We start from the raw sequence: 26,310 nt of genomic DNA on the forward strand, positions 1-26,310 counted from the left end.
TATTTCCCTGTTTTTTTGAGGAAGAACAGTACCAACTAACCCATCTTACAAATTAAAACGTGCGAAAATGTTCATTGATTCCCCCTTTACTTTTGAACTCACATTGAATACTATCATCAGAATTATCATCCTAACATAGAAAATCCTCATAGATTTATTGAATATACTCATATATCACAAAGACAACAAGATCCAAGCAAACCGTCGCAAAAGGAAAAACAAAAGGACAGCCCCGCGGCTGTCCCTTAATCTTTTCAAGTAATTATCTGCTCTGTTGCACCCACTAACCCTATTTACACATGCCCCTGCTTAGCAACATCCCGTGCCTTGGCTGCCACCTGTTCCGGATCGCCTAAATAAAAGCGGCTGATTGGATTAATGTCCTCATCCAGTTTGTACACGAGGGGCACACCGGTAGGAATATTGAGCTCCAGCAGTGCTGCCTCATCAATATCCTCCATAAATTTGATCAACGCTCGCAGCGTATTCCCGTGAGCTGAAATAAGCACCCTTTCCTTTTTACGCACAAGGGGGACAATGCGGTTTCTCCAGAAATCGCCCACACGATGAACAGTATCCTCCAGACTCTCGCCACGCGGGATATCTTCCGGGCGAGCACTGCTGTAGCGAATATCGTTTCTGGCATACCGGGGATCATCCAGCTCCAGCAGAGGGGGCCGAACCGATAAACTGCGTCTCCAGAGATGCAGTTGTTCTTCACCATATTTTATCGCCGTTTCACTTTTACTGAGTCCCTGAAGTGCGCCGTAATGCCGTTCGTTTAGCTTCCAGGACTTTTGCACAGGAATCCACAGCAGATCCATTTCATCAAGAACATAGTTAAGTGTTTTGATCGATCGTTTGAGTACCGAGGCAAAAGCAAGATCAAACGTATACCCTTCATCCTTCAATAGCTTGCCAGCAGCCTTGGCCTCTTGAATACCCTTCTCGGTTAAATCGGGGTCACTCCAGCCCGTAAACAAATTCTGCACATTGTACTGGCTTTCACCATGACGTATAAGCACGATTTCGTACATTTCCTCTCTCCTCCCACCTATAGCTCTAGAACTCTGTCACGTGTGATTTTTACGATGCATTACAAGAATAATACTCTCCTTAGTAATAACCCATTCACTCAAATAAATATCGACTACTAGCCAACATTGGACTTTTGAAACATCATCTGATGCGAGGTGTTGATTTAATTGCAGAATGTGCAACAGATCATCCTTATTTTAACTCGTAAAAAGATTTCGTTGTACTTCGTGCAATAGATCACCGTGATAATCTTTAGAATCGGCGTTTCCCCTGCATTTGATTGTAAGATGTGCAACAGAATGCAAAATTACCCTCAAAGGAGTTCATTCTATTGTATAAAATACAACGTTAAGGATGATAAACCTTCAGTTTGCCAAAAAAACCGGAAGCCTGTTGGCCCCGGTTATTTAAAGTCTTTGGTCATATCCAGCGTTGATATACCTGCTTGCTTAGTTTAAAACCAGCTATCTATGGCAAAAGCACTCGACTGTTTTAATCGTTTTAAACGGTTTCTAAAAATCCTTGCGCCTCCACTTTTACAATCAGTGTTGCAGATTCGGCGTCTGATCACCATCCTATGTGTCTCCCCTTCCAAGATGTTATGTAAATTCTCTGTAAACTAAACTGCAAAGTATTTACCCTTGGATGACATATCTGAAACAAAGCATGGAAATCAGCGGATCTCGGATGGACTTTTTCCGGTGTATTGCTTGAACTGGCGGCTGAAAAAGAAAATATCACGATATCCAAGTGCATCCGCTACCTCAGTCACATTCATTCCTGCGTAAAGCAGCAAATGCTGAGCACGCTCAATCCGGGCACGGATGACATAAGATTGAACGGATGAGCCGGTAAGCTCCTTGAACTTGATTGAAAAATACCGCGGTGACAGCCCTGCACGGGCAGCAAGATCCTCTACGCGATGCGGAATTCCGGGATGCTGGCTCACATAGTTCGCTATTTCGTGAATAATCTCTGTTAAATGGTTGCTAGCATAACGTTCTACAGGCTTCACTCGGTCCTCCCTAAGCAGATGAATCATTAGTTGTTTTAGAACAAGCTGCCCTTCTTCCTCAGCCGCGTACGTATCCACTAAGAATAGTCGAACGTAACGAGCAAGCAGATGCTCAAATTCAACCGTTTCTGCAAGTACGCGATAGGGCAGCGGAATCTCCGTCACCTCTCCCGTGACATCAAAATGAATATATGTAAGGACAAGCGGTCGTTGCGGATTATGAGTAGCGCTTGTATGGTCACCCGGACGGAACAAGAAGCAGCTACCCTTGCCCACTTGGAAGGGTTCCCCGTTACGTATAACCGTCCCTTCCCCGCTCCATACATAGAATAAATCATAGTTTTGCAGCGACTTCTCTCTTTTTTGCCATTTCCAGCTTGGTTCGCACACAATCTTCGCCAAGGCAGGTAATATAACAAAAGAGGACGGCGATGCGTGCAGCATAACGTTCCCTCCCAAAAGTTTTGTTAGCATAATCTACTTTGTGTTACTTCGCAAAACTTGCTTCGTAAGCGTTCACTTCGTTTTGTTAGCATAATCTACTTTGAGTTACTCCGCAAAACTTGCTTCGTTTTGCTTCCCATCCCCACCATCATACCTTGTCATGTTGCACTTTGTACATCTTCCCATGCCAAAAGCAGGCGCTTTACTCCTTCTTCCAGCTCCTCTGCACTCAGATGAGCAAAAGCAAAACATGCGGCTGGTTCCCCCAGCGAAACTTGATATAACGCCGCATCTCTGAAATCTGTACCGCGCCTACGCGCCGCCGAACGGAATACTACGAATTCTTCGCGACTGCGTAGCCACCGTGCATATACTTGCAGCCCCGCATCACCGGGTAGCAGCTCAAACAGCTCTTTAAGCTGTTCTGTCAGCAGAGCCCTAAGAATACGGCCGCGCTCGCCGTAAATACGGGTCATCCGACGTAGATGTCGACCATAACCGCCAGTATTCATAAACCGCGCTAATGCACGCTGTTCCAGGAGTCCTACTGGTGAGGGCTCATACAGCCCCTTTGCGGCGATCGTCGGTTTCACCAGAGAGGGAGGAAGCACGGCAAAGCCAAGCCGAAGGCCAGAGAACATCGTGTTCGAGAAGGAGCCAATATACACCACTCGTTCTCCGCGATCTAGCGCTTTTAAAGGCTCAATTGGACGTCCTGACCACCGAAACTCACTATCATAATCATCTTCAATAATAAGCGCATCATGCTGCTGAGCCCATTCCAATAAGGTCCGCCGTCTTTCCAAGGGTAGCACGACGCCTGTAGGAAATTGACGACTCGGTGTAACAAACAACAAGCGTGCATCCCAATCCTCCGGGATAAGCCCGCTTCCATCCAGCTTGCCACTCAGCAATTGACCTCCAGTGATCTCTACCGCTCGGCGAATCCCATGAAAACCCGGGTCCTCTACGACAGCCGAACCTCCCGCATCCAGCAGCAGCTGGGTCAATATAACGATGCCTTGCATCGAACCGCTAAACAATACGATATGCTCAGCATCCGCACGAATTCCGCGGGTAATCCGCAGATGCGCAGCAATAGCTTTCCGAAGTCCTGCATCACCTTGAGGCGGACAAGTGCTCTGCAACAATCCGCCTTCTTTGCCTCCGGCATAAGACAACGCACTGCGCCATTCGGAATACGGAAAATGCTCCATCCGCATACCACTGCTCAGGAAGCTCACAACATGCTTGCTACTCTGCTCATATAAGGGTGTCGGACGCGCGAGCAGTCTCCTGCCCCATGCTGATAGGGGGATTGTTTTCTCAGTTAATCCGCTTACTCCAGCCGCTGATTCCGAAGCCTTATTTTCACCCTTATTATTACCAGAAGCTGAAGAGAAGCTATCCTCCGATACGAATGTCCCCCGCCCAGTCACCGTCCTTACATAACCATCAGCGAGCAACATGTCATACACCTGAGAGACCGACCCGCGCGACATGTCATAGTGCATTGCCAGACTTCGTGTAGACGGAAGCTGAGTGCTTCCTGGGAGAGTTCCCTCCAATATTGCAGCGCGGAGCGCGTGATATAGCGCTAGATATTTGTAACGGTATATCGCTAGATATTGATCGTATGCCAGCGTGATATTCATTGTTCCCTCCTTGGCCCACAAGTGGCCCATTAAAAACAATCTTAATTGGTACTTTTTAATTGTCAACTACTCTACTATTCTTGAAAGAACATCTACATCGGAGCAAACGCTCTACACTATTAAGAAAAGGACGTGATCCCTATGCGCAGAAAAGAATTTCAAGTAGATCAGGAGGAAGAATTGGTCTCTTTTCTAAACGGAATGAGCTTCGGTTTTCTCGGGACAAGCGATGAACAGGGGCTGCCGAGGGTGACTCCGCTGAATTTTGTATATACAGGTGGGTGTTTCTATTTTCACGGCAGTCATGCTGGTGGCAAAATGAAGGCGATCCGCAATCAACAGAAGGTCTGCTTTACTGTAGCGGATGAGTATGCACTGATTCCGTCTTATTTTAGCGATCCAGAGATGGCCTGCCCAGCAACCGCGTATTTTAAAAGTGTTACAGCCTACGGCACAGCCGAGCCTGTCGAAGACATTAGCGAAAAAGCCACCGTGCTCTCCTTATTTATGAATAAGCTTCAGCCCGAGGGTGGCTATGAACCCATTGATGCGGAAGACCCTAGGTACCGTTCCCGTCTAAAGGGAGTTGCCGTTGTACGCATTACCCCCGATGAGATCACTGCGAAGTTTAAGTTTGGGCAAAATTTAAAAGAAGAAGGACGTTCTGGAGTCATCTCCGGTCTGTCAGAAAGAAATCATCCACGGGATGCAGAAACCATTGAAATGATGAAAAAATACTGCCCCTACCACTCCGAATAATATATAAGATAGACCTGATTCTCATACAAAAATGGGCATTATGTATAGTGTAAAACTTATACTTCTTTAAATTTTAAAAAAACGTATCTTTCCAAGTGACGGTTGCAAGCCGCGGTGATATAATGTTAGGCAATGTTAACAGTATGTTATCCCCAAAGAACCCTGGAAGGATGAAACTGATGAATCCACTAGCTGGACAATTGAACGAAAGCATCAAAGCAGGAAATGAACATGTGTATGATATGCTCTCTACGCTTGGCAAAGAAATTTACTTCCCTAAGGAGGGCATTCTGAGCCAATCCGCTGAAGCAGGTGCTCACGCCAAGAAATACAATGCAACCATCGGGATTGCCACCGAAGGCGGCGTGCCTATGCACCTCGGCATCATTCAGGATAAGCTCTCTGCTTACAATCCTAAGGATCTGTATAGCTATGCTCCACCGGCAGGTAAACCTGAGCTACGTACTGTATGGCGTGAAAAAATGCAACGTGAAAACCCATCACTTGAAGGAAAATCCTTCAGTAATCCTGTTGTGACCAATGCCCTGACTCATGGGCTTAGCATTGTGGCTGACCTCTTCGCAGAGCCAGGCGACGCAATTATCTATCCAGATAAGAACTGGGAAAACTATGAACTGACCTTCGGAATCCGCCGTCATGGGGAGACTGTTAACTATCCACTTTTCACAGAAGAAATGACCTTTAACAGTGCGGGTCTTGAAGAAGCGCTGCTGGCTCAAAAAGAACGCGGAAAAGCGATCGTTCTGTTGAACTTCCCTAACAATCCTACTGGATATACTCCAGGGATGAAGGAAGGCGATGAAATCGTCGCTGCTATCCTTCGTGCGGCTGAAGAAGGTATTAACGTGGTTGTCGTAAGCGATGACGCCTACTTCGGACTGTTCTTTGAAGATTCACTAAAGGAATCATTGTTCGGTAAATTAGCTAATATTCACCCACGTGTGCTTCCAATTAAGATTGACGGAGCGACTAAAGAGGAGTACGTATGGGGCTTCCGTGTTGGCTTCATCACTTATGCCTCGGAAGATAAGGATCTGCTGGTTGCCTTGGAGCAAAAAACATTAGGCATCATTCGCGCCACCATTTCCAGCGGTGCACATCCTTCGCAGACCTTTGTACTGGATGCACTGAAATCACCGCAATTCGAAGAACAGAAGGATGGAAAGTTCCAAATCATGAAAGGCCGTGCGAATAAAGTAAAGGCGCTGCTAGATAGCGGCAAATACGGCGATGATGTATGGACATATTATCCTTTTAACTCCGGATACTTTATGTGTCTGAAGCTTCATACCGTTTCGGCTGAAGCCCTTCGGCTTCACCTAATTCATAATTACGGACTGGGCACTATCGCTCTCGGAGAAACTGATCTGCGTATTGCCTTCTCTTGTATCGAAGAAGATCAGCTCGAAGATCTATTCGATCTTGTATACGCAGGCGTGCGTGATCTGGAAAAAGCTTAACCCATCTTTCATATTCCCTACAATCAGCTCCGCTTTTGCGGGGCTGATTTTTTTCTGGACTCCTCCGGCATTGGCCTATACATGCTTCTCTCTCCGCACATACAATACGATGTACACAAGTACAACACACACCGAAAGGGGAATGAACATGAGCGAAGAAGTAAGAGGCGGATTTAACGGTTGTTGTGGCGGTGGATTCACAAGCACTGGCGCCATTCTGGTTCTCTTTATCCTGCTGGTAATCATCAGCCGTTCACTCTTTGTCTAACTAGAGATGACATTTTGGGGAGAGAGCCTCGAGCTCTTTCCCATTTCCCGTAGTACGTCTCATTCCCCATCAATTATATCCCCACTAAGTTGGGCTTTGCTTCGATGCGTACTCAGGTACTATGCGGGAGCCCCAATATATACTTTCTGATACGTAAAAAAAAGGCTCTCTCATCCGTAGAATGCTCTACTTTTGAGAAAGCCTTTTTATTTTGAAAGAATTCCTTACAAATCTTCGTCAGCTATCCGTGCCGCTTTGCGGGACAAGTATGCCTTAAACAAAAAGGATACCAGAATACCTGCTGCGAATGTACCGATCACTGGCAGTAGTCGGTCACCAATAGAAGCTAAGAAAGGCAATCCAAGAATCAGTGCCACTACCAAGTGCGCGCGGAATACGAATTGTGTTGTGTTATCCGCCTTACTGCCTTCAGGAAAGGGATACACTGTCAGCCAAAAAGATTCACTATGCAATTTGCGAAGTGCCGACAACTGCACCCCAATAATGAACAGGAAGAACAAATAGATCGCGGTGCCAAAATAACTGTCACGGTTCAACCAATTCAGCAGCAAGGCCAGCACCGAAATCCGCATAATGATTCCGAAGATATCTCCCCGGGCGAAGCTTTTGGTCAGCAAATAGCGGTAAGCCGTATCCTTGCGCCAAGGCAGCCGAGCCCCCCATTTGGAAAGATATCGTCGAGGATACACCCGCTGCTCACGGCCTGGTACATCCACGAACCACCCCAGAACCATCAGCGCGCGTCCACCTTGATTCTTTTCCATGGTGATTAGTCTTTCCCAAGGCACGGCGTGACGTGCAGGCACAGACAATGCAACCAGATAGGCTGCTGCTAAGAGTGCCATAAATATCAGGCTTCTACCAGCAGGCTGCCACAACCAAGCAGCTATAATTAATCCTCCTACTGCCCAGCGTAAGAACGTGAATATGCCAGCCATCGGACGCGACAGCATAGCTATCTCTTTCCATAAGCCGTAACTCGCGATTATCTTCACAGCGATCAGAATCAATATTGTAAATAACAGCCGCTTAGGAGAGTCATCTGTACGTATGTACAACGGCCAAAGCGTAATGAGTACAAATAACAATCGAATAATCTTCCATACGTTTCCACTCACCCACGAAGGTGCGAAATATTCCTTCATTCGGTGTCCTTGAGGCAATAGAAAGATTGTATCCGGGGTCTGCAAATAGGTTCGGAAGCTGCTATGTACTGCCGCAGGCAGTAGTATTGCAAGCATAATCCAACGGATGGGAATACCTTCTGGTACATTCTGTAACAACGATGTATACCAAGCTGAGAAGACAATCAACACAAAGAGGAAGACCATCGCTACGCCGCTTTGAATGATATATCCCACATAAGGAAGCATACTTCCCATGAATCGACCTCGCCGCGTGCGCCGCAGCTCTTTCAAATCCATATTATTTCCCTCCTTGAACCAGCTCGTAGAACAGCTGCTCCAAAGTCAGCCCCTGTAGTCCAGTGGTTGCCGCTATTTCTGCCAGCGTTCCCTGAGCAATCACCTTACCTTTATGCAGCACTATAAAGCGGTCGCAATAATTCTCAATGGTAGAAAGAATATGAGAGCTTAGCAGAATAGAGGAGCCTGATTTTTTCAGATCCATCATGAAATCAAGCAGAGAGCGTATCCCAAGCGGGTCCAGCCCTAAAAAAGGCTCGTCGATCACATATAACGCAGGACGTGCCACGAAAGCACACATGATCATGACCTTCTGCTTCATCCCTTTAGATAGATGAGTCGACAACGTGTCCATCTTATCTTCCATATGGAACAGCTTGGCTAAATGTAAGGTGCGGGTTTCGTAATCACTTTGTTCTACCCCATACGCTCTTGCTGTAAATTCAACATGCTCGCGTACCGTCATTTCATCATATAGAAGAGGCGATTCAGGTACAAAAGTTAACGCATTGTGATATCCGATTGGATCTTCAGCACGGGTCTTACCCTTTACTGTAATATCGCCCTTATGGGGCGACATCAATCCTAAAATATGCTTCATGGTCGTACTTTTCCCTGCTCCATTTAAACCAATCAAGCCAACCATTTCGCCAGGCTGCACCTGAAGAGCAATATCATGCAGCACCGGCTTATTCAGGCTGTATCCACCACTGAGGCCCGTAATTTGCAATACGGGAGAATTATTCATTGACCGTCACCTCTCGGAGTTTTGTCTTTCAACCACTTTGGCGCTCCCTTATTCTTACGGTTCTTCTCACGTTCCGCATTGCTGCTGCGTTTACTCCGGGCAGGAGTTGCACCTCCACGCGCACCTGCGGAAGGATTCACACTACGCTGAGAATCGCGCTGAGGTTCTCCGCTTGCCTCGTTTGTATGAATCGTAGCCAGTCTTTTGGCAGCTTGCTGGCTTGTTCCGGCTGCTGGCGACTGCACGACTGCATTCCCAGATGTTCGTGCCTGTGGTCTGCTGCTCTGCGGAGAAGCTCCATCGCGGCGTTGTCCACTGTTCTCATTGCGTCCCCGCCCACTACTCAAAGCGTTGCGCGCTTCATCTGCTGCTAGCACCTTGCCACCGACCATTTCCCGCTCTTCAAGGGCAATATCCAGCTCACGGGCAAATTTACGCATGATAAAGGTCTGCTGCTCTGTCACAATCGTTACGGATAGTCCGCGTTTTCCCATCCGACCCGTACGACCCGCACGGTGTACATAATGCTCGGAATCAAACGCAGGATCGAAACTGACTACCAGTGACAAATTCTCAATATCCAGTCCTCTGGCTGCTACATCACTGGCAACAAGTACACGGAATTTCCCCTCGCGGAAACGTGACAATACATTACTACGTGTTACCTTATCAGCATCACCGTAAAGGGCCGCTGCGGTTAGTCCAAGATGGTTCAGCTTAGCCTCAACCTCTGCAATATCATCTGTAGCATTCACGAACACAATCGCTTTATCCGGATTGTAATGACGGATGACTCGACGCAGCATGTCTATTTTGTTACGTTCTTCAGCGACAACATAATGATGCTCCAAGCTCTCAGCCGTCATTACACCAGGAGCGATGCCAACTTCTGCCGGGTTCTTCATTTCACGATTAGCCAAGGCCTTCGTCTCCGGTCCAATCGTTGCTGACAGCATCACGAGCTGGCGTGAACGCAGCGCACTGCTAACAATTTTCGTTACCTCACCGGCCCCGCTTAACTGGAACATTTGATCCGCTTCATCAAGAACAATCGTGCTGACTTCATGCATCTTCAGCTTGCGAAGTCCGATCAGCTCCCGGATCCGGCCGGGCGTTCCCACAACAAGCTGTGGATGCTCACGCAGTTTGTCGATCTGGCGTTTGATAGCTGCTCCGCCAATGAGACCCATCACCCGAATCCCGCGGTGTTCACCATAACGTTCTGCCTCGCGTAAGATTTGCATCGCCAGTTCCTGTGTAGGGGCAAGCACCAGCTTTTGGACCACCTTCTGCTCCGGGTTAATCGTTTGAAGCAGGGGCAACAGATAGGCCAAGGTCTTACCCGTTCCAGTCTGGGAAGCAGCAATAACATCTCTTCCCTCCAGCAGAAGTGGAATTGTCTGCTCTTGTACCGGGGATGGGGCGTTAATGCCGAATTCCGACAATCGGGTAACTAGGTCTTCTTGAATGCCGATAGCCGCAAAAGAAGCTTTATTCATAAGTGTAATTCATCCTTTTCGCTTGAGATAATATCTTCATTATATGCCAAAAAGGCCTCTCCACCAAATGGAAGGCCAATAATGCTGACAATAGGCTCTATTTTCTGTTCATCGCGTTATAAGTAAGCTTGTCCGCCAGACGAGGAAACAGTCCATAAAGCCGAATACCAAACCCCGCTAGACCCGGAAGATCAATCTCTTCTTTGCCGGTTTCCATGACCTTTACGATCTTGGAAGAGACATGTTCTGGTGTCATCATCATCCGAGCTACGCTCTTTTGATAATTGCCGGATGGGTCAGCTATTTTGAAAAAATCAGTCGCAATGGGGCCAGGGTTCACAGCCGAAACGATAATTCCGCTCTTCCGCAGCTCCTGACGGAGTGCATTCGTGAATCCGAGAACAGCATGTTTGGTAGCTGTGTAGGCCACAGATTTGGCTGTGCCGATCTTTCCTGCCATAGAAGCCACATTTACGATTTGGCCGCTTCCCCGCTCTAGCATATGTGGAACAACAGCCTTCGTACAGCGAACAATCCCCATGTAGTTAACATCCATCATCTCATCAAACTCATGAGGCTCCATCTCTGTAAAAGAGGCGAATTTACCGTACCCAGCATTATTTAGCAAAATATCAATTCTGCCGTAAGTCGCCAAAATTTGAGCAAAGGTCTCTTGTACACCGTCGGCATCTGTTACATCGCAAGTATACAGTCCAAAAACGCCCGGAATACCGGCCGCCGTTTCTTTCAGCTTCGCTTCGGAACGTGCCACTAGGATCGGAATTGCCCCCCGCTTACTAAGCATTTGTGCTGTTAATGCACCAATACCGCTTGACGCTCCAGTAATCACAACAACCTTATCTTTGAGTACCATAAAAAGTATTTCAGCTCCTAACTCTTGCCTAAGAGATCATCACCTGAATGTCCATCTCTCCAACCCCATCCATCAACAATGGAATACTAAGTGCTCTGCGAGGCAAAAAAGACATGCTCTCAAGCTTCATAATTTGAGGCGGGCTTATATCCACTGACACTCCCTGATTATAAAGAATCGTACTAGCATTCCCACTGATCATATTGCCAAGCTCTGAAATTGCACTCTGACCCATCTCATCCATCTCCGTAATCACATAGCCACCCATCATAATCGATACCATTCGCAAGGCTACCTGCTCCGCGATACCAAATATAATATTTCCGCTCAGCTGGCCAGTCATTCCCACTTGAATCCATATATGATTATCGATCAGTTCAATTTCTTTAATGCCTAAATTCCCAGTGGAAGGCGAGACCTGAATCACTTGTTCTATAACAGTCCGTGCAGATTCTAAAAACGGATTAATTACTTCTGCTTTCATTAAAGTCCAGTCTCCCCCTATATCGTGCTTTAGTCATATACCAAAAGTCCCAAGTAATATGGATTTATTATACTTTATATATCGGCACAATTCAGCAAAAATTAATGTATATGTCGAATTCCAACCCAAGTTTGTTTATGCAGTAACATTGCTCTGTCGGGTATTATCTCCTATAATTTAAATCAAATGCCAACATGGAACGTAAAATATCACCCCATCACTTTCATATTCGCTTGTCCAAAGGAGGTATTCCATGAACATCAGCCAGCTGGAGACACTAATAACGATCTCCAAAACGATGAGCTTTCGCAAGGCCGGAGAACTGCTTAACTTGACCCAACCAGCGGTTTCAGCACAAATCAAGAGCCTTGAAGAAGAGTTCAAAACACAGCTGGTTGACCGGAACCAGCCTGTTACACTAACCGATCGAGGGACTGTATTTCTGGAGCATGCGGAACAAATTGTGACGATTGTCGAGGAGCTTAAACAAAGACTTGCGGACCTTGAAGATAATCCCCAAGGACATATTATTCTCGGCACGACTACCTCAATCGCCATTCAAATTTTACCGCGTATTTTATCCTATTTTAAAGACCAGTTCCCTCATATCAAAACATCCATTTCCTCTATGTCCTCGTCTCAAATTTATCAGCATGTCGAGAGTGGCATTGTCGATGTCGGCATCGGCTATTTGATCGGACGTAGTCCGAGCATGACTACTTCCATTCTTTATTATGATACGTTCGAGTTGGTGGTCTCACCGAGACACCCCCTGGCTCAAGTTAAGACCGCAGGTATAGAAGCCCTAAACAAAATCCCGCTAATTCTGCTCTCTCCAGATACAGTGGGCCGTAAATTTGCCGATGAGGTATTCGCCAAGCATGGCATAGAGCCACAGGTAATTATGGAACTGACCAGCAGTGAGGAAGTGAAACGGATGGTCGAGCTCGATTTAGGTGCAGCCATTATTTCCAAGCAGTCAGTAACCGCTGAGGTTCGAGCCGGTTCCCTCAAAATTGTGCCTATTATTGAATTGGAAGTCACACATCCTGTAGGTGTCATAACGAAGTCTGGGAAATACGTGAACTCTGCCATGAGACAGTTTCTTAGTGATCTCAAAGGTATGCCGGAGACACAATTTATTGGCTCTGAGTAACACACACCCAGAAAGTGGAATCGATACTTCTGAGCGTATTGCATAACCTTGTTTAAAGGAGTTGATCTTGATGAAATTTGACCTGCATACACATCATTTTCGCTGTGGTCATGCCGATGGAACGATTAGAGACTATATCGAAGCTGGAATTTCAGCGGGTCTAGGGGTAATAGGCATTTCTGACCATACCCCCTATTTCGGAAGTCCTTCCGAACAGGCTTTTCCTCAAATTGCTATGGGTAAGTCTGAATTCTCAAATTATGTTGAGGAAGTCCTCTCCCTCAAAAAAGAATACGAAGGTGTAATCGACGTTCTGCTAGGCATCGAATCAGACTATTTCCCTGAGCATGCCGAGCTTTACCGCAAAACATTATCTGCCTACCCTTTTGATTATGTGATTGGATCGGTACATAGTGTTGGCGGCGTTAGTATCTTTAACAAAGGTCGCTGGAAAGGGCTTAGTAAGAATGAACAGATTCGTGTGAAGTCTGATTATTACCGATTGATTGCTGATTCAGCCCGCAGTGGCATGTTCCAAATTCTTGGACACATTGATGCGATGAAAGGGAACTACCCAGCCTTCTCCGATATTCCTGCACCCAAGCCCATTGATGATTGTCTGAAGGTGATTAGTGAATGTGGCGTGGCGATCGAAATTAATACCTCAGGCGGAACCAAGCTGGTTGGCGGCTGGTATCCATCAGAAGAGATACTGGAGCGCGTGCACCATTTTGGCGTAGAGGTTACTTTTGGTTCGGATGCGCATAAGCCATCCCGAGTCGCTGAAGACTTAGATGCGGTAGCCACACAGCTTAAAGCGATAGGCTTTACACATTGGGTTTACTACAAACAACGCGAGAAAATCAAAGTTTCTCTGTAATACTTTCTTATATTTAAATAAATGCACCAAGTGTTATTGGTTTAGTGGTGGGGTTACCCTCCGTTAAACCAATCTCCGCTTGGTGCATTGTCGTTTATTTATAGGTTATCGCAGGTAAACCCTTGCTGCTTCAAGGTGCGCTTCGCATCTCCGTATTCCGGATTAATATCATAAAAATGAGCAATTGTGCTCGTCCAATCCCTCTCCGTTAATCCCTGCTGCTGCATATATTCACGGTGGGTTTGATTATACGCCTCCAGGAGACCTTCCACATCCGGATTGTATTGCTCCTCATGAAACACTCCTTCCATCGGCAGCCGCGGCTTCTGTGCAATCTCTTCCGCTGGATATCCGACACAGAGGCCGACGATAGGGAATACGTACTCCGGCAGCTTCAACAGATCAATAACACCTGCTGTATTGCGGCGAACACCCCCAATAGGAATAATCCCGAGTCCCATGGATTCTGCCGCTGCAATCGCGTTAGCCAATGAGATACCGACATCTGTAGCGCCAACGAGCAGAGCATCTACATCTTTTACCGCTTCAAAAGACTTACCTTCCAGCTCACTTGCTAATTTTGCCCTATAGAAGTCCATACAGAACACCAGAAAGACGGGTGCTGCTGCTACATGCTTCTGATTGCCGCACAAGACCGAAAGCTGCTCCTTACGCGCAGGATCTTTAATAGCTATAATTGAGACCTGCTGTCCATTTACCCATGAGGGCGCTGCTTGGGCGGATTCGATCATTATCTTTAACTTCTCTGGCTCCACTTGTAGATCAGAATACTGCCGGAAAGAACGGTGATTCATTAACGTCTGGATTACATCATTCAAAATGTTACGCCTCCTTCTCAATTCATTCGACTGTTTATTAATCATAAACGATCAGATAAGGTCCTGACAAAAAAAATGGACCCGAATCATCGGGTCCCAAAGCATTTATATTTTTAAAAGGGGGTCATGTACTTAGTTTAACCGGACACTGTTAGAGTTTCATAACGGCATTATTTCATTTGTGTAACAATGTGAATACTTTCATTACATCGTCCAAGGACCCTACTCTGGGCAACACTCGCTCCAGCATCATACCGTTCTTAAGCATCACACGTTCGGATCTAATATTATCTCCTCGGCAGCGTCCTTCAATCCGTGTTATCCCAAGCGTATGAACACTGTAATTCAAGAATAAGCCAACCGCCTCTGTCGCCAGTCCGCCTCCCCAGTACGCCGGGTCTAGCATGTATCCTAAAGTGGCCTTTCCCTCACGACGGTTCCAATGCTGTAAAGCAACTATACCAATCAACTTCTGCTGCTCTTTCAAATAGATACCCGCATGTAGTGCACAAGGATCAAATGCAAATAACATCCGGTTCACCAGCTTCTCCACCTGAGCAGGATCTGATCCAGCGCCATTACGTATTTGAATATGTGCCTGCACTTCTGGATGGGAGAGCAGCTGCTGTAAAGCAAAAGCATCCTCAGGCAGAATCAGCCTCAGGTCGACCGCCATACCTAGTTGCGTCTGGAACGATACTGCCTCATAGGTGCTCATACTCTCTCCCCCCTCCATACAGTTAAAAGTCCAGCCTATTCATCCGATGAATGATGCAGCGTTAGCACCGTTAATTCAGGTCGACATAAAAAACGAAAAGGCATGACTGTTTCGCCAAAGCCTCTATTCACATACACTGGCATGCGCTTGGCATCTGTATAATACAATCCATTTATGTATTTTTGGGATCCGTAAGGGGTGAATGGCGCACCTACAAACGGCAGGCGAATTTGTCCCCCATGACTGTGTCCGGATAGCTGCAGGTGAAAAGAATGAGTCTCTGCTGTATCAGCATAGTCCGGTTCATGCATCATCAGAAGGGCAAAGGTTCCTGTTGGCACACCACTGAGTGCCTTCACAGGATCAGGCTCGCCATGCAGCAGATCATCCAGTCCCGTCACAGCCATAACGGATCCGCCTCTTTTTAGAAGATAGGATTCATTCCTTAACACCCGAAAGCCTGCCGACGTAAGCAGATCGATAATCCGCTTCGTATTTTTGTAATCATGATTGCCTAAAACCGCATATTTCCCTAGCGGAGCACTCAGCGATGCCAATACAGGTATGGCGTCTACAAGATCCTCAGGATTGCTGTCTACGATGTCACCGGTAAAGCATATAAGATCTGGTTCTGCCTTAGCTATACGTTCTGCAAGCCGTTCCAAATCACGGGCATCTTTATTAAACCCAAGATGAGTATCACTAAAATGGACAACCTTCATCCCTGAAAAAGCAGAAGGAAGATCTTTGAAAGACAGCTTCAGTTTAGTAACCTCAATCCAGTTTGGCTCCCCTTGCCAAGCGTAACCACTTGTAAGCAAACCAGCGCCGATTACAGTAGCCGCACTTCGAGCCAGGAATTGCCGGCGGGTCATTGTTGTCTTGCCCTTAGATCGCCGTCCAGAGGTGCTAGAATGGGTGTCTTTACCCGAATTAGTATGTTCCTTATTGGGAGAAGCCCCAGACGATTGAATCTTCATACGGAGTTTCTCCTTCCGTTCAGCTTTCGTTTCGAGCCGTCAGTACAATTCTACATTCTTCTTCCGGTGTATCACTATATGCGGGTGCAATGCCTCTCTTAGCAATTTCTGTTTTTGGGACTCGTTTCATCTTAAAAGCTACTTCTACCGTCTTTTTAAATGGAAAAGGATCCAGCACTAACGTTGACTTATCTTTCCACTCCACGGTTATCCTACGACCTGATGTAAAACTGAAATCTTCACTGCCGGAGAACCCTTCACGCCACCATGGATGCTCCTCTGATTTCGGGCTCCCCGGCTCATTCAAGGCCAAATATAGGGATAAATCATCGCAGAACTCTAAAAGGCGGGCATCATAATAGAGTTCATCTTCACCAATTGGTTTGGATACTTCCAACTCTCGGTGAATACGGGATCTACGTTCTTCCTCATGCTCTTGATATAAAGTCAGTTCTGGATAATCCAATCCTGAAATCTTAATGAGTCGTTCAAAATGCAAGCTGCACAAAAGCGCTCCATACGGTGTCCGCGCCTCAATCTCGTCAAGTCCTCGCTTATAAAAGGTTAGCTTCGGCACTACAGGAAAATCAATAAAGCTGTAAGGCGCATGCTCCGCATCGTTCCAGAAGGGTGTCTCATCCAAGTCAATCCAGCCCCGGTCATGTTCGGCCACCGCCCAGAGCACCTCATCCCGGCGCCCTTCTTCCGGCACATGCTCTTCCTTGAACCAAATGGCAAGCTCTCCAGCTAACTTCCCGTGATCATGCTGTTTAACCATTACAATTGCTCCATCATGCTCCCGACAAATCACGATTATTCCTCCCTGTTGTTCCACACTAACGTACGTTAACAATGGACATTATAGCATATACTATTCCTTATTCTGAGATAGACCAATTTCCTATTCCCTACCAATTATAAACAAAAAAGCTATCCCCAGCGAATTAAAATCCACCTTTGAGGATAGCTCAATATTAAAGATCTGGCGGTACTACTTATTACACACCTAACCAGCGTTTGAACATATGTTTTGTCGTCTGCTTGTTAATTTCTGCAATGGAGGTAGTAAGAGGAATACCCTTCGGACAAGCGCGTACACAGTTCTGTGAGTTACCACAACCATCAATACCGCCATCTTCCATCAGAGCGTCCAATCTTTCATCAGCATTCATTTCACCCGTAGGATGAGCATTGAATAGGCGTACTTGTGAGATGGCTGCGGGTCCGATAAAATCCGTCTTCTCGTTGACATTCGGACAAGCTTCCAAGCATACGCCGCAAGTCATACACTTAGATAATTCATAAGCCCACTGCCGTTTCTTCTCCGGCATACGTGGTCCCGGCCCAAGGTCATACGTACCATCGATTGGAATCCAGGCCTTCACTCGTTTAAGTGCATTGAACATCCGGGTACGGTCAATGACTAAGTCACGCACCACCGGAAATGTCTTCATAGGTTCAATGCGTACAGGTTGCTCCAGATTGTCTATAAGTGCTGCGCAGGCTTGACGAGGCTTACCGTTAATCACCATCGAGCAAGCGCCGCATACTTCTTCTAGACAGTTGGAATCCCAGCATACCGGAACGGTGCTGTTACCTTTGGCATTCACAGGGTTACGCTGAATTTCCATCAAAGCACTGATTACATTCATACCCGGACGATAAGGGAGCTCAAATTCCTCAACATAAGATGAGCTTTGTGGATCGTCCTGGCGGGTGATGATAAACTTTACGTTTTTGGGAGCTGTAGCAGTTTCCGCCATAATGGTTCCCTCCTCAAATTGCCTAATTTTATTTCATTAAGCTTGCCTCGCAAGCTGTTTCGCTGCTTAAAAAATTAATCCTTCGAGTAATCACGTACCCGTGGAGGGATCAGTGAGACATCGACTTCATCGTAGGAGATTTGTGGACCGTCTGCAGTCCAGGTTGCTTTCGTGGTCTTCAAGAACTCCTCATCATTACGATCCGGGAATTCCGGCTTGTAATGAGCACCGCGGCTTTCATTGCGCATTAGAGCGCCCAATGTCATCGCTTCGGAGAGCTCCAGCATGTTCCACAGCTGGCGGGTGAATGCCACACCTTGGTTATTCCAGCGTGACGTATCATTCATATTGATATTGCCGTAGCGCTCTTTAAGCTCTTTAATTTTGCCAATGGTCGCTTCCAGCTTCGGATTGTGCCGCACAACCGTCATATTGGCGGTCATCCATTCGCCCAGCTCCTTGTGAATCACATAAGCATTCTCTGTACCTGACATCCCTAGCAGAGACTCATATTTGTCTGTCTGCTTTTTGTGGAAGTTATCGTATACCGTTGAAGAGATATCCTGTGATGATTTCTTCAGACCTTTAATGTATTCAACAGCCTTTGGTCCTGCGACCATACCACCGTAAATGGCAGATACCAGAGAGTTAGCGCCTAGACGATTCGCTCCATGATATTGATATTCACATTCGCCTGCAGCAAACAGACCAGGAATATTCGTCATTTGGTTGTAATCAACCCACATACCGCCCATAGAATAATGCACAGCCGGGAAGATTTTCATCGGTATTTTACGAGGGTCATCCCCCATGAATTTTTCATAAATTTCTATAATCCCGCCAAGCTTCACATCCAGCTCTTTTGGGTCCTTGTGAGAGAGGTCCAAATACACCATGTTCTCACCGTTAATGCCCAGCCCTTGATCCACACACACATTAAAAATCTCACGTGTAGCAATATCACGCGGCACCAGGTTACCGTAGGACGGATATTTTTCTTCGAGGAAATACCACGGTTTTCCGTCTTTATAAGTCCAGATACGACCACCCTCGCCACGTGCCGATTCCGACATTAGGCGGAGCTTGTCATCTCCTGGAATAGCTGTTGGGTGAATCTGTATAAATTCTCCGTTGGCATAGTGTACGCCCTGTTGATATACCGCACTTGCAGCTGTCCCCGTATTAATTACGGAGTTTGTCGTTTTACCAAAAATAATACCAGGCCCGCCGCTAGCCAAAATAACAGCATCCGCAGGAAAAGTCTCAATCTCCATCGTCTTTAGATTCTGAGCACTGATGCCGCGGCATACGCCTTCGTCGTCGATGATAGCTGAAAGGAACTCCCAGTTCTCCCGTTTGGTTACGAGACCTTCAGATTCCCAGCGACGCACCTGCTCATCCAGCGCGTACAGCAGCTGTTGGCCTGTCGTTGCGCCAGCAAATGCAGTGCGGTGACGCTTCGTTCCTCCGAAACGACGGAAGTCGAGTAGTCCCTCAGGTGTACGGTTGAACATTACGCCCATCCGGTCCATGAGGTGGATGATACCTGGTGCCGCTTCACACATCGCCTTGACCGGTGGCTGATTCGCCAGGAAGTCACCGCCATAAACGGTATCATCGAAATGCTCCCAAGGAGAGTCGCCCTCTCCTTTCGTATTTACAGCGCCGTTGATGCCGCCCTGTGCACAAACGGAGTGTGATCTTTTTACAGGCACTAATGAGAATAATTGAACATGCGCACCGGACTCCGCTGCCTTGATGGTAGCCATCAGGCCGGCCAGACCGCCGCCCACGATAATGATATTTGCTGTTGCCATGATAGTTCACTCCCTTTATCGAAAATATCAGAAAGGATTCTGGAATCTAGTCCTGAGAGGTAATTACTTAGATGAAAGTCTTTATGGACTGAGCTATGGAAGCTGCGGTTTGAAATTCGGTATCACGGAAAGTGACTAACGAAATGAGGAACATGAACGTTACAAGAACAAAAATACCCAGACAAAGGTAAGAGGATACCCGCTGTGAACGAGGTCCTACCGTGATTCCCCAGCTTATCAGGAAAGACCATAGGCCGTTCGAGAAGTGAAAGCATGCTGCAACGATACCGATAATATACAGTGTCAACATCAGTGGTTGAGTCACGATATCATGCATCAGACCGCCCAATTCTTCGTGCTCAACACTACCCACTGCCACCTGAACCCGAGTTTGGAACAAATGCCAGACTATGAAGATAAAGGTGATAATTCCTGTAATACGTTGCAGCGTATAACGCCAGTTTCTTTCAATGTTGAAACGGTTTAAGTTCGGCTTGGATTGATAGGCAATATACAGTCCATATACGCCATGGTATAGCAGAGGAAGCCATATACCGAACAATTCCAGGAAGAAGACAAGCGGCAGGCTGTTCAGCCAGATCACACTGTCAGTGAAACCGGAAGCGCCACCCTCTACAGCCGCAAAATTCGTCATCATGTGCTCAATGAAGAAGGCTCCAAGCGGGATAACGCCTAGCAAGGAATGAATCTTTCTGGAATAAAATCCTTTCATACAAAGTAACCCCTTTCCGATTAAAACAGCGTTTTCATTAATGTGTATTCACCGCCGGAACTACATTTGACACAGGATAACGTAGACTATGTATGACAAAATGCCTATATTTACCGCTATCCCCTAGTTTCCCGGACTTTGTTTTCTTTTTCACAAAATGTGAATATCTTGTGTCACTTTTCATGTTACTCCTTTTTCCCTTATAAGGGAATTGCAATCTAATTATTAATCGTTATACAATAAACGCATAAGAATAGATTTTATATGATAATAATTCTCATTTAGAGAAGCAACATTTTCCGACAAATCTTTTATTTCCTTATGGAGCAAGGAGTATTGTCTTCAAGGCTATGAATTTCGTCACTACTGTTTATAGATTGCACTACGAGAGGAACATAAATATGTTTGACGATTTAGATGTTTTTGCAGCGGTTGTGGAGCATTCCAGCTTGAATCGCGCCTCGCGCCAGCTCAATCTGTCCCAACCTGCCCTATCTCGTAAAATCTCCAAGCTGGAAGAACGTCTAGGTGTCGCGCTGTTTAATCGTTATGGCAAACGGCTGGAGTTAACCGAGGTTGGGCGTCTCACTTATTCCTACGCACTTGAACAGCGTCAGCAGCGTTCTAAATTTCTGGAGGCTTTGTCTAAATACAAAGAAGGCGAGCCAAAGCTGGTCACCTTAGGGGCATCTCTCACTTCACTGCAGACCACTCTGCCTCCACTGGTTAACGCATATATGGAAAAGTACCCGACAGCGGAGCTAAAGCTAATCACAGGCCGAACGCATGAGATTGTCTCCTCTGTCAGTGAAGGGAAATCAGATATAGGTCTGATTGCTTCCTCTATTCAAGAGCCTGGACTGCGCTGTATTTCTCTGTTTGAGGATCAGCTTAGGCTGGTTGTTTCTGAGCATCATCCTCTGAATCAGTCTTCCAAGCTGACCATGGATGATCTGTCCCGACTGCCAATGATCCTTTTCTCCAAAGGCACCTGGTATCGCCGTCTAACGGACGATCTCTTCCAGCGCTGCGGGATTGATCCCGACGTACGTATGGAAATTGACTCCTTCGAAGCCATCGTGCGGCTGCTGCCGACGGTCAATGTAGCCGCATTACTGCCTAAGTCTTATCTGCGTCCGCAGCTGTTAAACGGCGGTGGACTGGTCTCTCTGCATATTAAAGAGCTAGAGCAGACCCAGCGAACTACCTGTCTGATCTACCGTGACGATGGAACCCTGAGCACAGCGGCCCGCAGCCTGGTGCAGGTTACAGAAGAAATGTTTCTGACAGAACGAGAGAAGTAATCTCTGCCTCTTTCGTGCAACTTAAAGTTAAAAAGCCCTCCGTCCAATGAAAGGACGAAGGGCTTAACTATTTAATCTTGGTTTACAACCTCATTCTCAAATCGATCAATACTTTCATTAGAACCAATGAGTACCATTACATCGCCTTCGCTCAAATGATCATGTGCCGTTGGAGCAACGATAATTCCACTTTCCCTGTTCAGGGCAACAATACTGCAGCCATATTTTGCTCTTGTATTTAAATCGGACAAGCTTTTCCCGTTCATGCAGGACGGTACGGTTAGCTCCACGATTTTATAATCTTTTGACAGTTCAATATAATCAAGCAAATTGGGTGTCACAAGCTGATGTGCTACACGAATGCCCATATCCCGCTCCGGAAAAATAACCCGGTCCACGCCCAGCCTGGACAACGCACGACCATGAAGAATCGAGATCGCCTTGGCTACAACTTGCTTCACTCCAATCTCTTTTAACAAAATTGCCGCCAGAATACTTCGCTCCATATTGTCGCCAATCGCTACAATCCCGCAGTCAAAGTTCCGTACACCTAGTGAGCGCATAATCCCCTCATCTGTAGCATCTGCCACTACGGCATGTGTCAAGTGATCGCTCATTTCCTCTACGCGTTCTTCATGGTGATCAATCCCGAGCACCTCGTAGCCCATTTCCATCAGCTCAAGCGCGAGACTTGACCCAAAGCGCCCTAAGCCGATTACTACAAATTGCTGTGCTTTCATTTCTGATTAGCTCCTATCCAATAATTATTTTACCTTCTGGATGCTTATACAATGGTTTACCCTGTTTAGGACCAAGCGCATACACTAAAGTTAATGGACCTAGTCGACCTGCGAACATAGTCAGACAGATCAGAATCTTACCGATGATAGATAGTTCAGGTGTCAGCCCCATCGTTAGCCCTACCGTGGCAAAGGCCGAGGTTGTCTCAAATAAGATCGCTAAGAAATTACTATCCTCTGTTGTGGAAAGTACCATCGACACAGAGAGGATCAATAGTAAAGCTAGTAATGTTAACGTCAACGCTTTATAGATACGCTCCTGCGCCAATCGATAACGGAACAGTACAACATCTTCACGCCCGCGCAGCATCGCGATTACCGCACCTATCATAATGGTAAAGGTAGTAGTCTTAATCCCGCCACCCGTTGAACCCGGTGATGCACCAATAAACATAAGAATAACCATAAAGAACTGAGAGGCTTGCCGGAGTCCGGCAATATCCACCGTATTGGCACCAGCGGTTCGGGGCGATACAGACTGGAAGAATGCCGATAATATTTTGCCGCCGAAATTAAGATTACCCAGTGTGCGCTGATTCGTAAATTCAAATATAAAAATAACCAAAGCACCAATAACAATAAGCCCAGCCGTGGTAGAGAGTACAACTTTGCTATGCAAAGACAATTTACGTTTTACACGAAACTCCACCAGATCAGACATGACAATAAAACCAATACCGCCGGAGACAATCAGAAACATCACCACGATATTCACTAGCGGGTCATATACATAGTCGGTTAAACTCCGAAAATCCCCAAAAATATCAAATCCAGCATTATTAAACATCGACACTGCATGAAATATCCCAAAATAAATGGCCTTTCCCAGCGGCATATCAAACGCCCAACGTATGGACAGCAGCACCGCTGCACAGCCCTCAATGACTAATGAATAAATAAGTACTCTCCGGATCAGCCGAACAATCCCCTCCATAGAACCTTGGTTCATGGCTTCCTGTAGGATTAACCTGTCCCGCAAAGAGATTTTGCGTTTCATCATCATGGCAAATAAGGTGGCCATTGTCATAAAACCTAAGCCGCCAACCTGGATAAGCAACATAATCACGGTTTTTCCAAAAAAGGTGAATGTCGTCCCGGTGTCCAGCACCACAAGTCCAGTCACACAGGTTGCCGATGTCGAAGTAAACAATGCATCAATAAAACTCACAGCATTCCCGCTCGTACTCGAAATGGGAAGCATAAGCAGCAAAGCTCCTATCAGAATAATCGATGCAAAACCGAGCACCATAATCTGAGGCGGAGAGAGCTTCAGAAACTTTGATTCAGAAACTCTGCGAAACTGTGAAGCCACTATGCTCACCCTCTTATCTTAATTTAAAGAATTCCAACAAAAAAAGCACTGGAAAACCAATGCTACCCTTGGTTCCTGCAGTAAATTAGCCTACGAGGTTAGCTGACGGATTCGGACTGTGCAGGCTGCCCTATTCGTTCCTAGAACGAAATTCACCCCTGATGAATAAAGTCACCTTTTACGGCGTATACTCATCTTTTCATTACTTCTTATGGTTCCCCCGTTTTCACCTGAAATTCGGCTATATACAATTGCATACAAATTATATCTGTTATTTCGATAAATCACAAAGACACAATTAATGGTGATTCATATGAAAAATGCGGTTTGGAGAGGATGTACCAGAAGGAGTGCCTTTTCTCATCACTTTTCCGTGTTTTCCCTGCAATTGCATCGTTTTTCATGAAAAATGAAGAAATGATCACTTTAAATTCATGGTATATATTCAGTTTCCTATTCTATAATATCTCTATTACCCATAAAAAAAATATACGATGATTTTTGTAACTATCATGGCACTAATACTATAATGGAACATAACATTGTCAGTTTACAAGGAGGCGTTACATGAATCCCGTTGGCCAGCCCTTACAGCAACGTGCCCTCTCCAAGAGGCTCATCATCTCGGGCATTATCGGTCTTATTCTATTTATTATGTTTCAGATTGCCCCCTCGGTGCTAAATAGCCCTGCCGGGGAAGATACTACCGTCATCAGTAAGGCGGAAGCCCGCGACAAAGCGATATCATTTGCGGAACAAAAGTTAAACTATACCAAAGCACCAAACGATCAGTGGAATGTACTTTATGAAACGGATTCTTCCTTTTATGGTTATATGTCCCGCGAGAAGCTTTTGGAGGACTATACAAAAAAGAAATTGGATCAACGATATCCTTTTGACATCTTTCGTGTAACACTTAGTCCTTCAGCGGAACAAGAGCCACTGATCTCCGTTGACCTCAATATGTATACTGGCGCAGTTGTCGCCTTCACACAAGGAGCAGAAGGGTCATCTGCAGAATTGCCAAGCAATGTAACCACTGGTGCAAAAGAAGAGGACAAGGGTGCTGACTTGTCTTTGGCACAAAAAGAAAATCTTGCCCGCCCCTGGCTTCAGGAATGGGATGTAAATCCCGCCAAGCTGCAAATTGAATCGAATGCAGGATACTATGGGCTCGTGTATACTGACCGTTCCGTTCAGATCGGCGAATCCTTGCTTCACTATTATTTCGATTTCGCTGACGAACAGGTATCCAGCTTTAAAGCCGGATTTACTGCTCCAGCCTGGCATACCTCCTACGTGAAGGACCAGACCTCTCTCGCGGAAAAGCTTACTCTATTCGGTTACGGTCTGCCTACCTTAGCTTTAGGAATTTTGGCACTCATCTACAGCATACTTAGAAGAGAACATACCTCCTTTAAGCGCGGAATTTTCCTAAGCTCGGCTTATTTTGTAATCATGATGATCAGCACCTATAATATGCTTCCTGAATCTTCGGGCGAAGGACTCGAGGCTCAGATCACTTCCGTCATTATGTTCATCATTTATGCCTTATATAGCCTGCTAATGTCCTCCCTGCTCTATTTCTCTTTAGTTGGAGGGGACGGCCTTTGGAAAAAAGAAGAGGGGATGAACCCATGGCCTCGTGCTAAAGAGCCTGGCTATGGTAAATACGTGCTGGATAGTATCCGGGCTGGATACATCTGGGCATTCGTGCTGCTAGGGGTACAGACCCTTATGTTCATCGTATTATCATTGACTTTGCAGAACTGGTCCACTACTGACGCTACTCAATCTCCTTACAACATGAGATATGCTTGGCTGCTGCCTATCGTTGCATGGCTCGCCGGGTTATCCGAGGAAGCTATTTATCGTTTTTTCGGAATCCCTATGTTGAAAAAGGTGTTCCGGAGCACGTTCATCGCTTGCCTGATCACTACGCTGGTATGGGCGTTTGGTCATACACTTTATCCGATCTACCCTATCAGCTCCCGTCCTATTGAGCTTACCGTGATCGGGCTGCTCTTCAGCTATATTTTCCTTCGTTACGGCTTTATTGCCGTCATGTTCAGTCATGTCGTGTTTGACAGCATTCTGATGGGCGCTACGCTGATCTTTATGAAGGAAAGCGTGAATGTCGGAGCAGGTATCTTCGCGATTATCATGCCGTTCATAGTCGCCTACATTGTCTACCGGTTTAATCCACCGCAAAAACCTGATCCGAAGCCGGTTGAACCGACATCTATCATTTAAAGAAGTAACGGGTGGATAACCGATAATAAAAAAAGGTGTCACAGC

24 protein-coding genes and 1 riboswitch are annotated in these 26,310 nt (G+C 46.2%); of the genes, 7 read left to right on the plus strand and 17 right to left on the minus strand.

What is annotated here, in order from left to right:
- Positions 1 to 293 precede the first annotated feature (293 nt).
- From gpmA to ACDZ28_RS02405, 3 genes are all read right to left on the minus strand, one after another.
- The gene (gpmA, locus tag ACDZ28_RS02395; RefSeq protein ID WP_042130863.1) at positions 294 to 1,037 is read right to left on the minus strand and encodes a 2,3-diphosphoglycerate-dependent phosphoglycerate mutase; all 744 of its coding nucleotides are present in this window, start codon (positions 1,035 to 1,037) and stop codon (positions 294 to 296) included.
- A 674-nt stretch (positions 1,038 to 1,711) separates the two neighbouring features.
- Entirely contained in the window at positions 1,712 to 2,497 is a 786-nt protein-coding gene (locus tag ACDZ28_RS02400; protein ID WP_042130864.1) for an AraC family transcriptional regulator, read from the minus strand.
- A 158-nt stretch (positions 2,498 to 2,655) separates the two neighbouring features.
- Positions 2,656 to 4,152 (minus strand): PLP-dependent aminotransferase family protein, encoded by a 1,497-nt coding sequence (locus ACDZ28_RS02405; RefSeq protein WP_375103945.1) that lies wholly within the window; start codon positions 4,150 to 4,152, stop codon positions 2,656 to 2,658.
- Between the two features lie 141 nt (positions 4,153 to 4,293).
- Between ACDZ28_RS02405 and ACDZ28_RS02410 the strand changes: the two genes are divergently transcribed.
- The 3 genes from ACDZ28_RS02410 to ACDZ28_RS02420 all read left to right on the plus strand — a co-directional run bounded on the left by ACDZ28_RS02410 (position 4,294) and on the right by ACDZ28_RS02420 (position 6,660).
- The gene (locus ACDZ28_RS02410; RefSeq protein WP_375103946.1) at positions 4,294 to 4,911 is read left to right on the plus strand and encodes a pyridoxamine 5'-phosphate oxidase family protein; all 618 of its coding nucleotides are present in this window, start codon (positions 4,294 to 4,296) and stop codon (positions 4,909 to 4,911) included.
- A gap of 179 nt (positions 4,912 to 5,090) precedes the next feature.
- Positions 5,091 to 6,392, plus strand: a complete 1,302-nt coding sequence (locus ACDZ28_RS02415; RefSeq protein ID WP_042130867.1) for an aminotransferase class I/II-fold pyridoxal phosphate-dependent enzyme — start codon at positions 5,091 to 5,093, stop codon at positions 6,390 to 6,392.
- Between the two features lie 148 nt (positions 6,393 to 6,540).
- A complete protein-coding gene (locus ACDZ28_RS02420) occupies positions 6,541 to 6,660 on the plus strand; it encodes a YjcZ family sporulation protein (RefSeq protein ID WP_212567871.1) in 120 nt (39 codons plus the stop codon).
- Between the two features lie 224 nt (positions 6,661 to 6,884).
- On the opposite strand, the gene ACDZ28_RS02425 is transcribed toward ACDZ28_RS02420, so the two are convergent.
- The 5 genes from ACDZ28_RS02425 to ACDZ28_RS02445 all read right to left on the minus strand — a co-directional run bounded on the left by ACDZ28_RS02425 (position 6,885) and on the right by ACDZ28_RS02445 (position 11,710).
- Positions 6,885 to 8,105, minus strand: coding sequence for an ABC transporter permease (locus ACDZ28_RS02425; RefSeq protein WP_042130868.1), 1,221 nt, complete (start codon positions 8,103 to 8,105; stop codon positions 6,885 to 6,887).
- A gap of 1 nt (position 8,106) precedes the next feature.
- Positions 8,107 to 8,853 carry an ABC transporter ATP-binding protein gene (locus ACDZ28_RS02430; RefSeq protein WP_042130869.1) on the minus strand — a complete coding sequence of 249 codons (747 nt, stop codon included), beginning with the start codon at positions 8,851 to 8,853 and terminating at the stop codon, positions 8,107 to 8,109.
- The gene (locus ACDZ28_RS02435) at positions 8,850 to 10,352 is read right to left on the minus strand and encodes a DEAD/DEAH box helicase (protein ID WP_042130870.1); all 1,503 of its coding nucleotides are present in this window, start codon (positions 10,350 to 10,352) and stop codon (positions 8,850 to 8,852) included. Before ACDZ28_RS02435 ends, ACDZ28_RS02430 begins: the two co-directional genes overlap by 4 nt.
- A gap of 97 nt (positions 10,353 to 10,449) precedes the next feature.
- On the minus strand, positions 10,450 to 11,226 hold the full coding sequence (locus tag ACDZ28_RS02440) for an SDR family oxidoreductase (protein WP_339287991.1): 777 nt from the start codon (positions 11,224 to 11,226) through the stop codon (positions 10,450 to 10,452).
- 28 nt (positions 11,227 to 11,254) lie between these two features.
- Positions 11,255 to 11,710 (minus strand): chemotaxis protein CheX, encoded by a 456-nt coding sequence (locus tag ACDZ28_RS02445; RefSeq protein WP_042130872.1) that lies wholly within the window; start codon positions 11,708 to 11,710, stop codon positions 11,255 to 11,257.
- A gap of 253 nt (positions 11,711 to 11,963) precedes the next feature.
- Here ACDZ28_RS02445 and ACDZ28_RS02450 point away from each other — a divergent pair, with 253 nt between their 5' ends.
- Entirely contained in the window at positions 11,964 to 12,866 is a 903-nt protein-coding gene (locus ACDZ28_RS02450) for a LysR family transcriptional regulator (protein ID WP_042130873.1), read from the plus strand.
- 70 nt (positions 12,867 to 12,936) lie between these two features.
- Positions 12,937 to 13,746 (plus strand): histidinol-phosphatase, encoded by an 810-nt coding sequence (locus tag ACDZ28_RS02455; RefSeq protein ID WP_042130874.1) that lies wholly within the window; start codon positions 12,937 to 12,939, stop codon positions 13,744 to 13,746.
- Between the two features lie 98 nt (positions 13,747 to 13,844).
- Here the strand turns inward: ACDZ28_RS02455 and ACDZ28_RS02460 are convergent, their stop codons facing one another.
- The 7 genes from ACDZ28_RS02460 to ACDZ28_RS02490 form a co-directional block, all read right to left on the minus strand.
- The gene (locus ACDZ28_RS02460; RefSeq protein ID WP_042130875.1) at positions 13,845 to 14,585 is read right to left on the minus strand and encodes an NADPH-dependent oxidoreductase; all 741 of its coding nucleotides are present in this window, start codon (positions 14,583 to 14,585) and stop codon (positions 13,845 to 13,847) included.
- A 175-nt stretch (positions 14,586 to 14,760) separates the two neighbouring features.
- Positions 14,761 to 15,303 (minus strand): GNAT family N-acetyltransferase, encoded by a 543-nt coding sequence (locus ACDZ28_RS02465; protein ID WP_052414729.1) that lies wholly within the window; start codon positions 15,301 to 15,303, stop codon positions 14,761 to 14,763.
- 35 nt (positions 15,304 to 15,338) lie between these two features.
- Positions 15,339 to 16,283 carry a metallophosphoesterase gene (locus tag ACDZ28_RS02470; protein WP_375103947.1) on the minus strand — a complete coding sequence of 315 codons (945 nt, stop codon included), beginning with the start codon at positions 16,281 to 16,283 and terminating at the stop codon, positions 15,339 to 15,341.
- Between the two features lie 19 nt (positions 16,284 to 16,302).
- Positions 16,303 to 17,094 carry a DUF3891 family protein gene (locus ACDZ28_RS02475; protein ID WP_375103948.1) on the minus strand — a complete coding sequence of 264 codons (792 nt, stop codon included), beginning with the start codon at positions 17,092 to 17,094 and terminating at the stop codon, positions 16,303 to 16,305.
- 187 nt (positions 17,095 to 17,281) lie between these two features.
- Entirely contained in the window at positions 17,282 to 18,046 is a 765-nt protein-coding gene (gene sdhB, locus ACDZ28_RS02480; protein ID WP_375103949.1) for a succinate dehydrogenase iron-sulfur subunit, read from the minus strand.
- 74 nt (positions 18,047 to 18,120) lie between these two features.
- Positions 18,121 to 19,863 carry a succinate dehydrogenase flavoprotein subunit gene (gene sdhA, locus ACDZ28_RS02485; RefSeq protein ID WP_042130878.1) on the minus strand — a complete coding sequence of 581 codons (1,743 nt, stop codon included), beginning with the start codon at positions 19,861 to 19,863 and terminating at the stop codon, positions 18,121 to 18,123.
- A gap of 67 nt (positions 19,864 to 19,930) precedes the next feature.
- Positions 19,931 to 20,596, minus strand: a complete 666-nt coding sequence (locus ACDZ28_RS02490) for a succinate dehydrogenase cytochrome b558 subunit (RefSeq protein ID WP_339288002.1) — start codon at positions 20,594 to 20,596, stop codon at positions 19,931 to 19,933.
- 401 nt (positions 20,597 to 20,997) lie between these two features.
- Here ACDZ28_RS02490 and ACDZ28_RS02495 point away from each other — a divergent pair, with 401 nt between their 5' ends.
- A complete protein-coding gene (locus ACDZ28_RS02495) occupies positions 20,998 to 21,900 on the plus strand; it encodes a LysR family transcriptional regulator (RefSeq protein ID WP_042130880.1) in 903 nt (300 codons plus the stop codon).
- Between the two features lie 71 nt (positions 21,901 to 21,971).
- On the opposite strand, the gene ACDZ28_RS02500 is transcribed toward ACDZ28_RS02495, so the two are convergent.
- Together ACDZ28_RS02500 and ACDZ28_RS02505 are read right to left on the minus strand one after the other, a co-directional pair.
- Positions 21,972 to 22,640, minus strand: a complete 669-nt coding sequence (locus ACDZ28_RS02500; protein WP_042130881.1) for a TrkA family potassium uptake protein — start codon at positions 22,638 to 22,640, stop codon at positions 21,972 to 21,974.
- A gap of 13 nt (positions 22,641 to 22,653) precedes the next feature.
- Positions 22,654 to 23,949 carry a TrkH family potassium uptake protein gene (locus tag ACDZ28_RS02505; protein ID WP_042132457.1) on the minus strand — a complete coding sequence of 432 codons (1,296 nt, stop codon included), beginning with the start codon at positions 23,947 to 23,949 and terminating at the stop codon, positions 22,654 to 22,656.
- 136 nt (positions 23,950 to 24,085) lie between these two features.
- Positions 24,086 to 24,265, minus strand: a riboswitch (cyclic di-AMP (ydaO/yuaA leader).
- A 314-nt stretch (positions 24,266 to 24,579) separates the two neighbouring features.
- On the opposite strand from ACDZ28_RS02505, the gene ACDZ28_RS02510 reads away from it, so the two are divergent.
- On the plus strand, positions 24,580 to 26,265 hold the full coding sequence (locus ACDZ28_RS02510) for a CPBP family intramembrane glutamic endopeptidase (RefSeq protein WP_375103950.1): 1,686 nt from the start codon (positions 24,580 to 24,582) through the stop codon (positions 26,263 to 26,265).
- Positions 26,266 to 26,310 lie beyond the last annotated feature (45 nt).

It is taken from the genome of Paenibacillus sp. RS8 (assembly GCF_041956825.1).
Taxonomy (GTDB): domain Bacteria; phylum Bacillota; class Bacilli; order Paenibacillales; family Paenibacillaceae; genus Paenibacillus_AQ.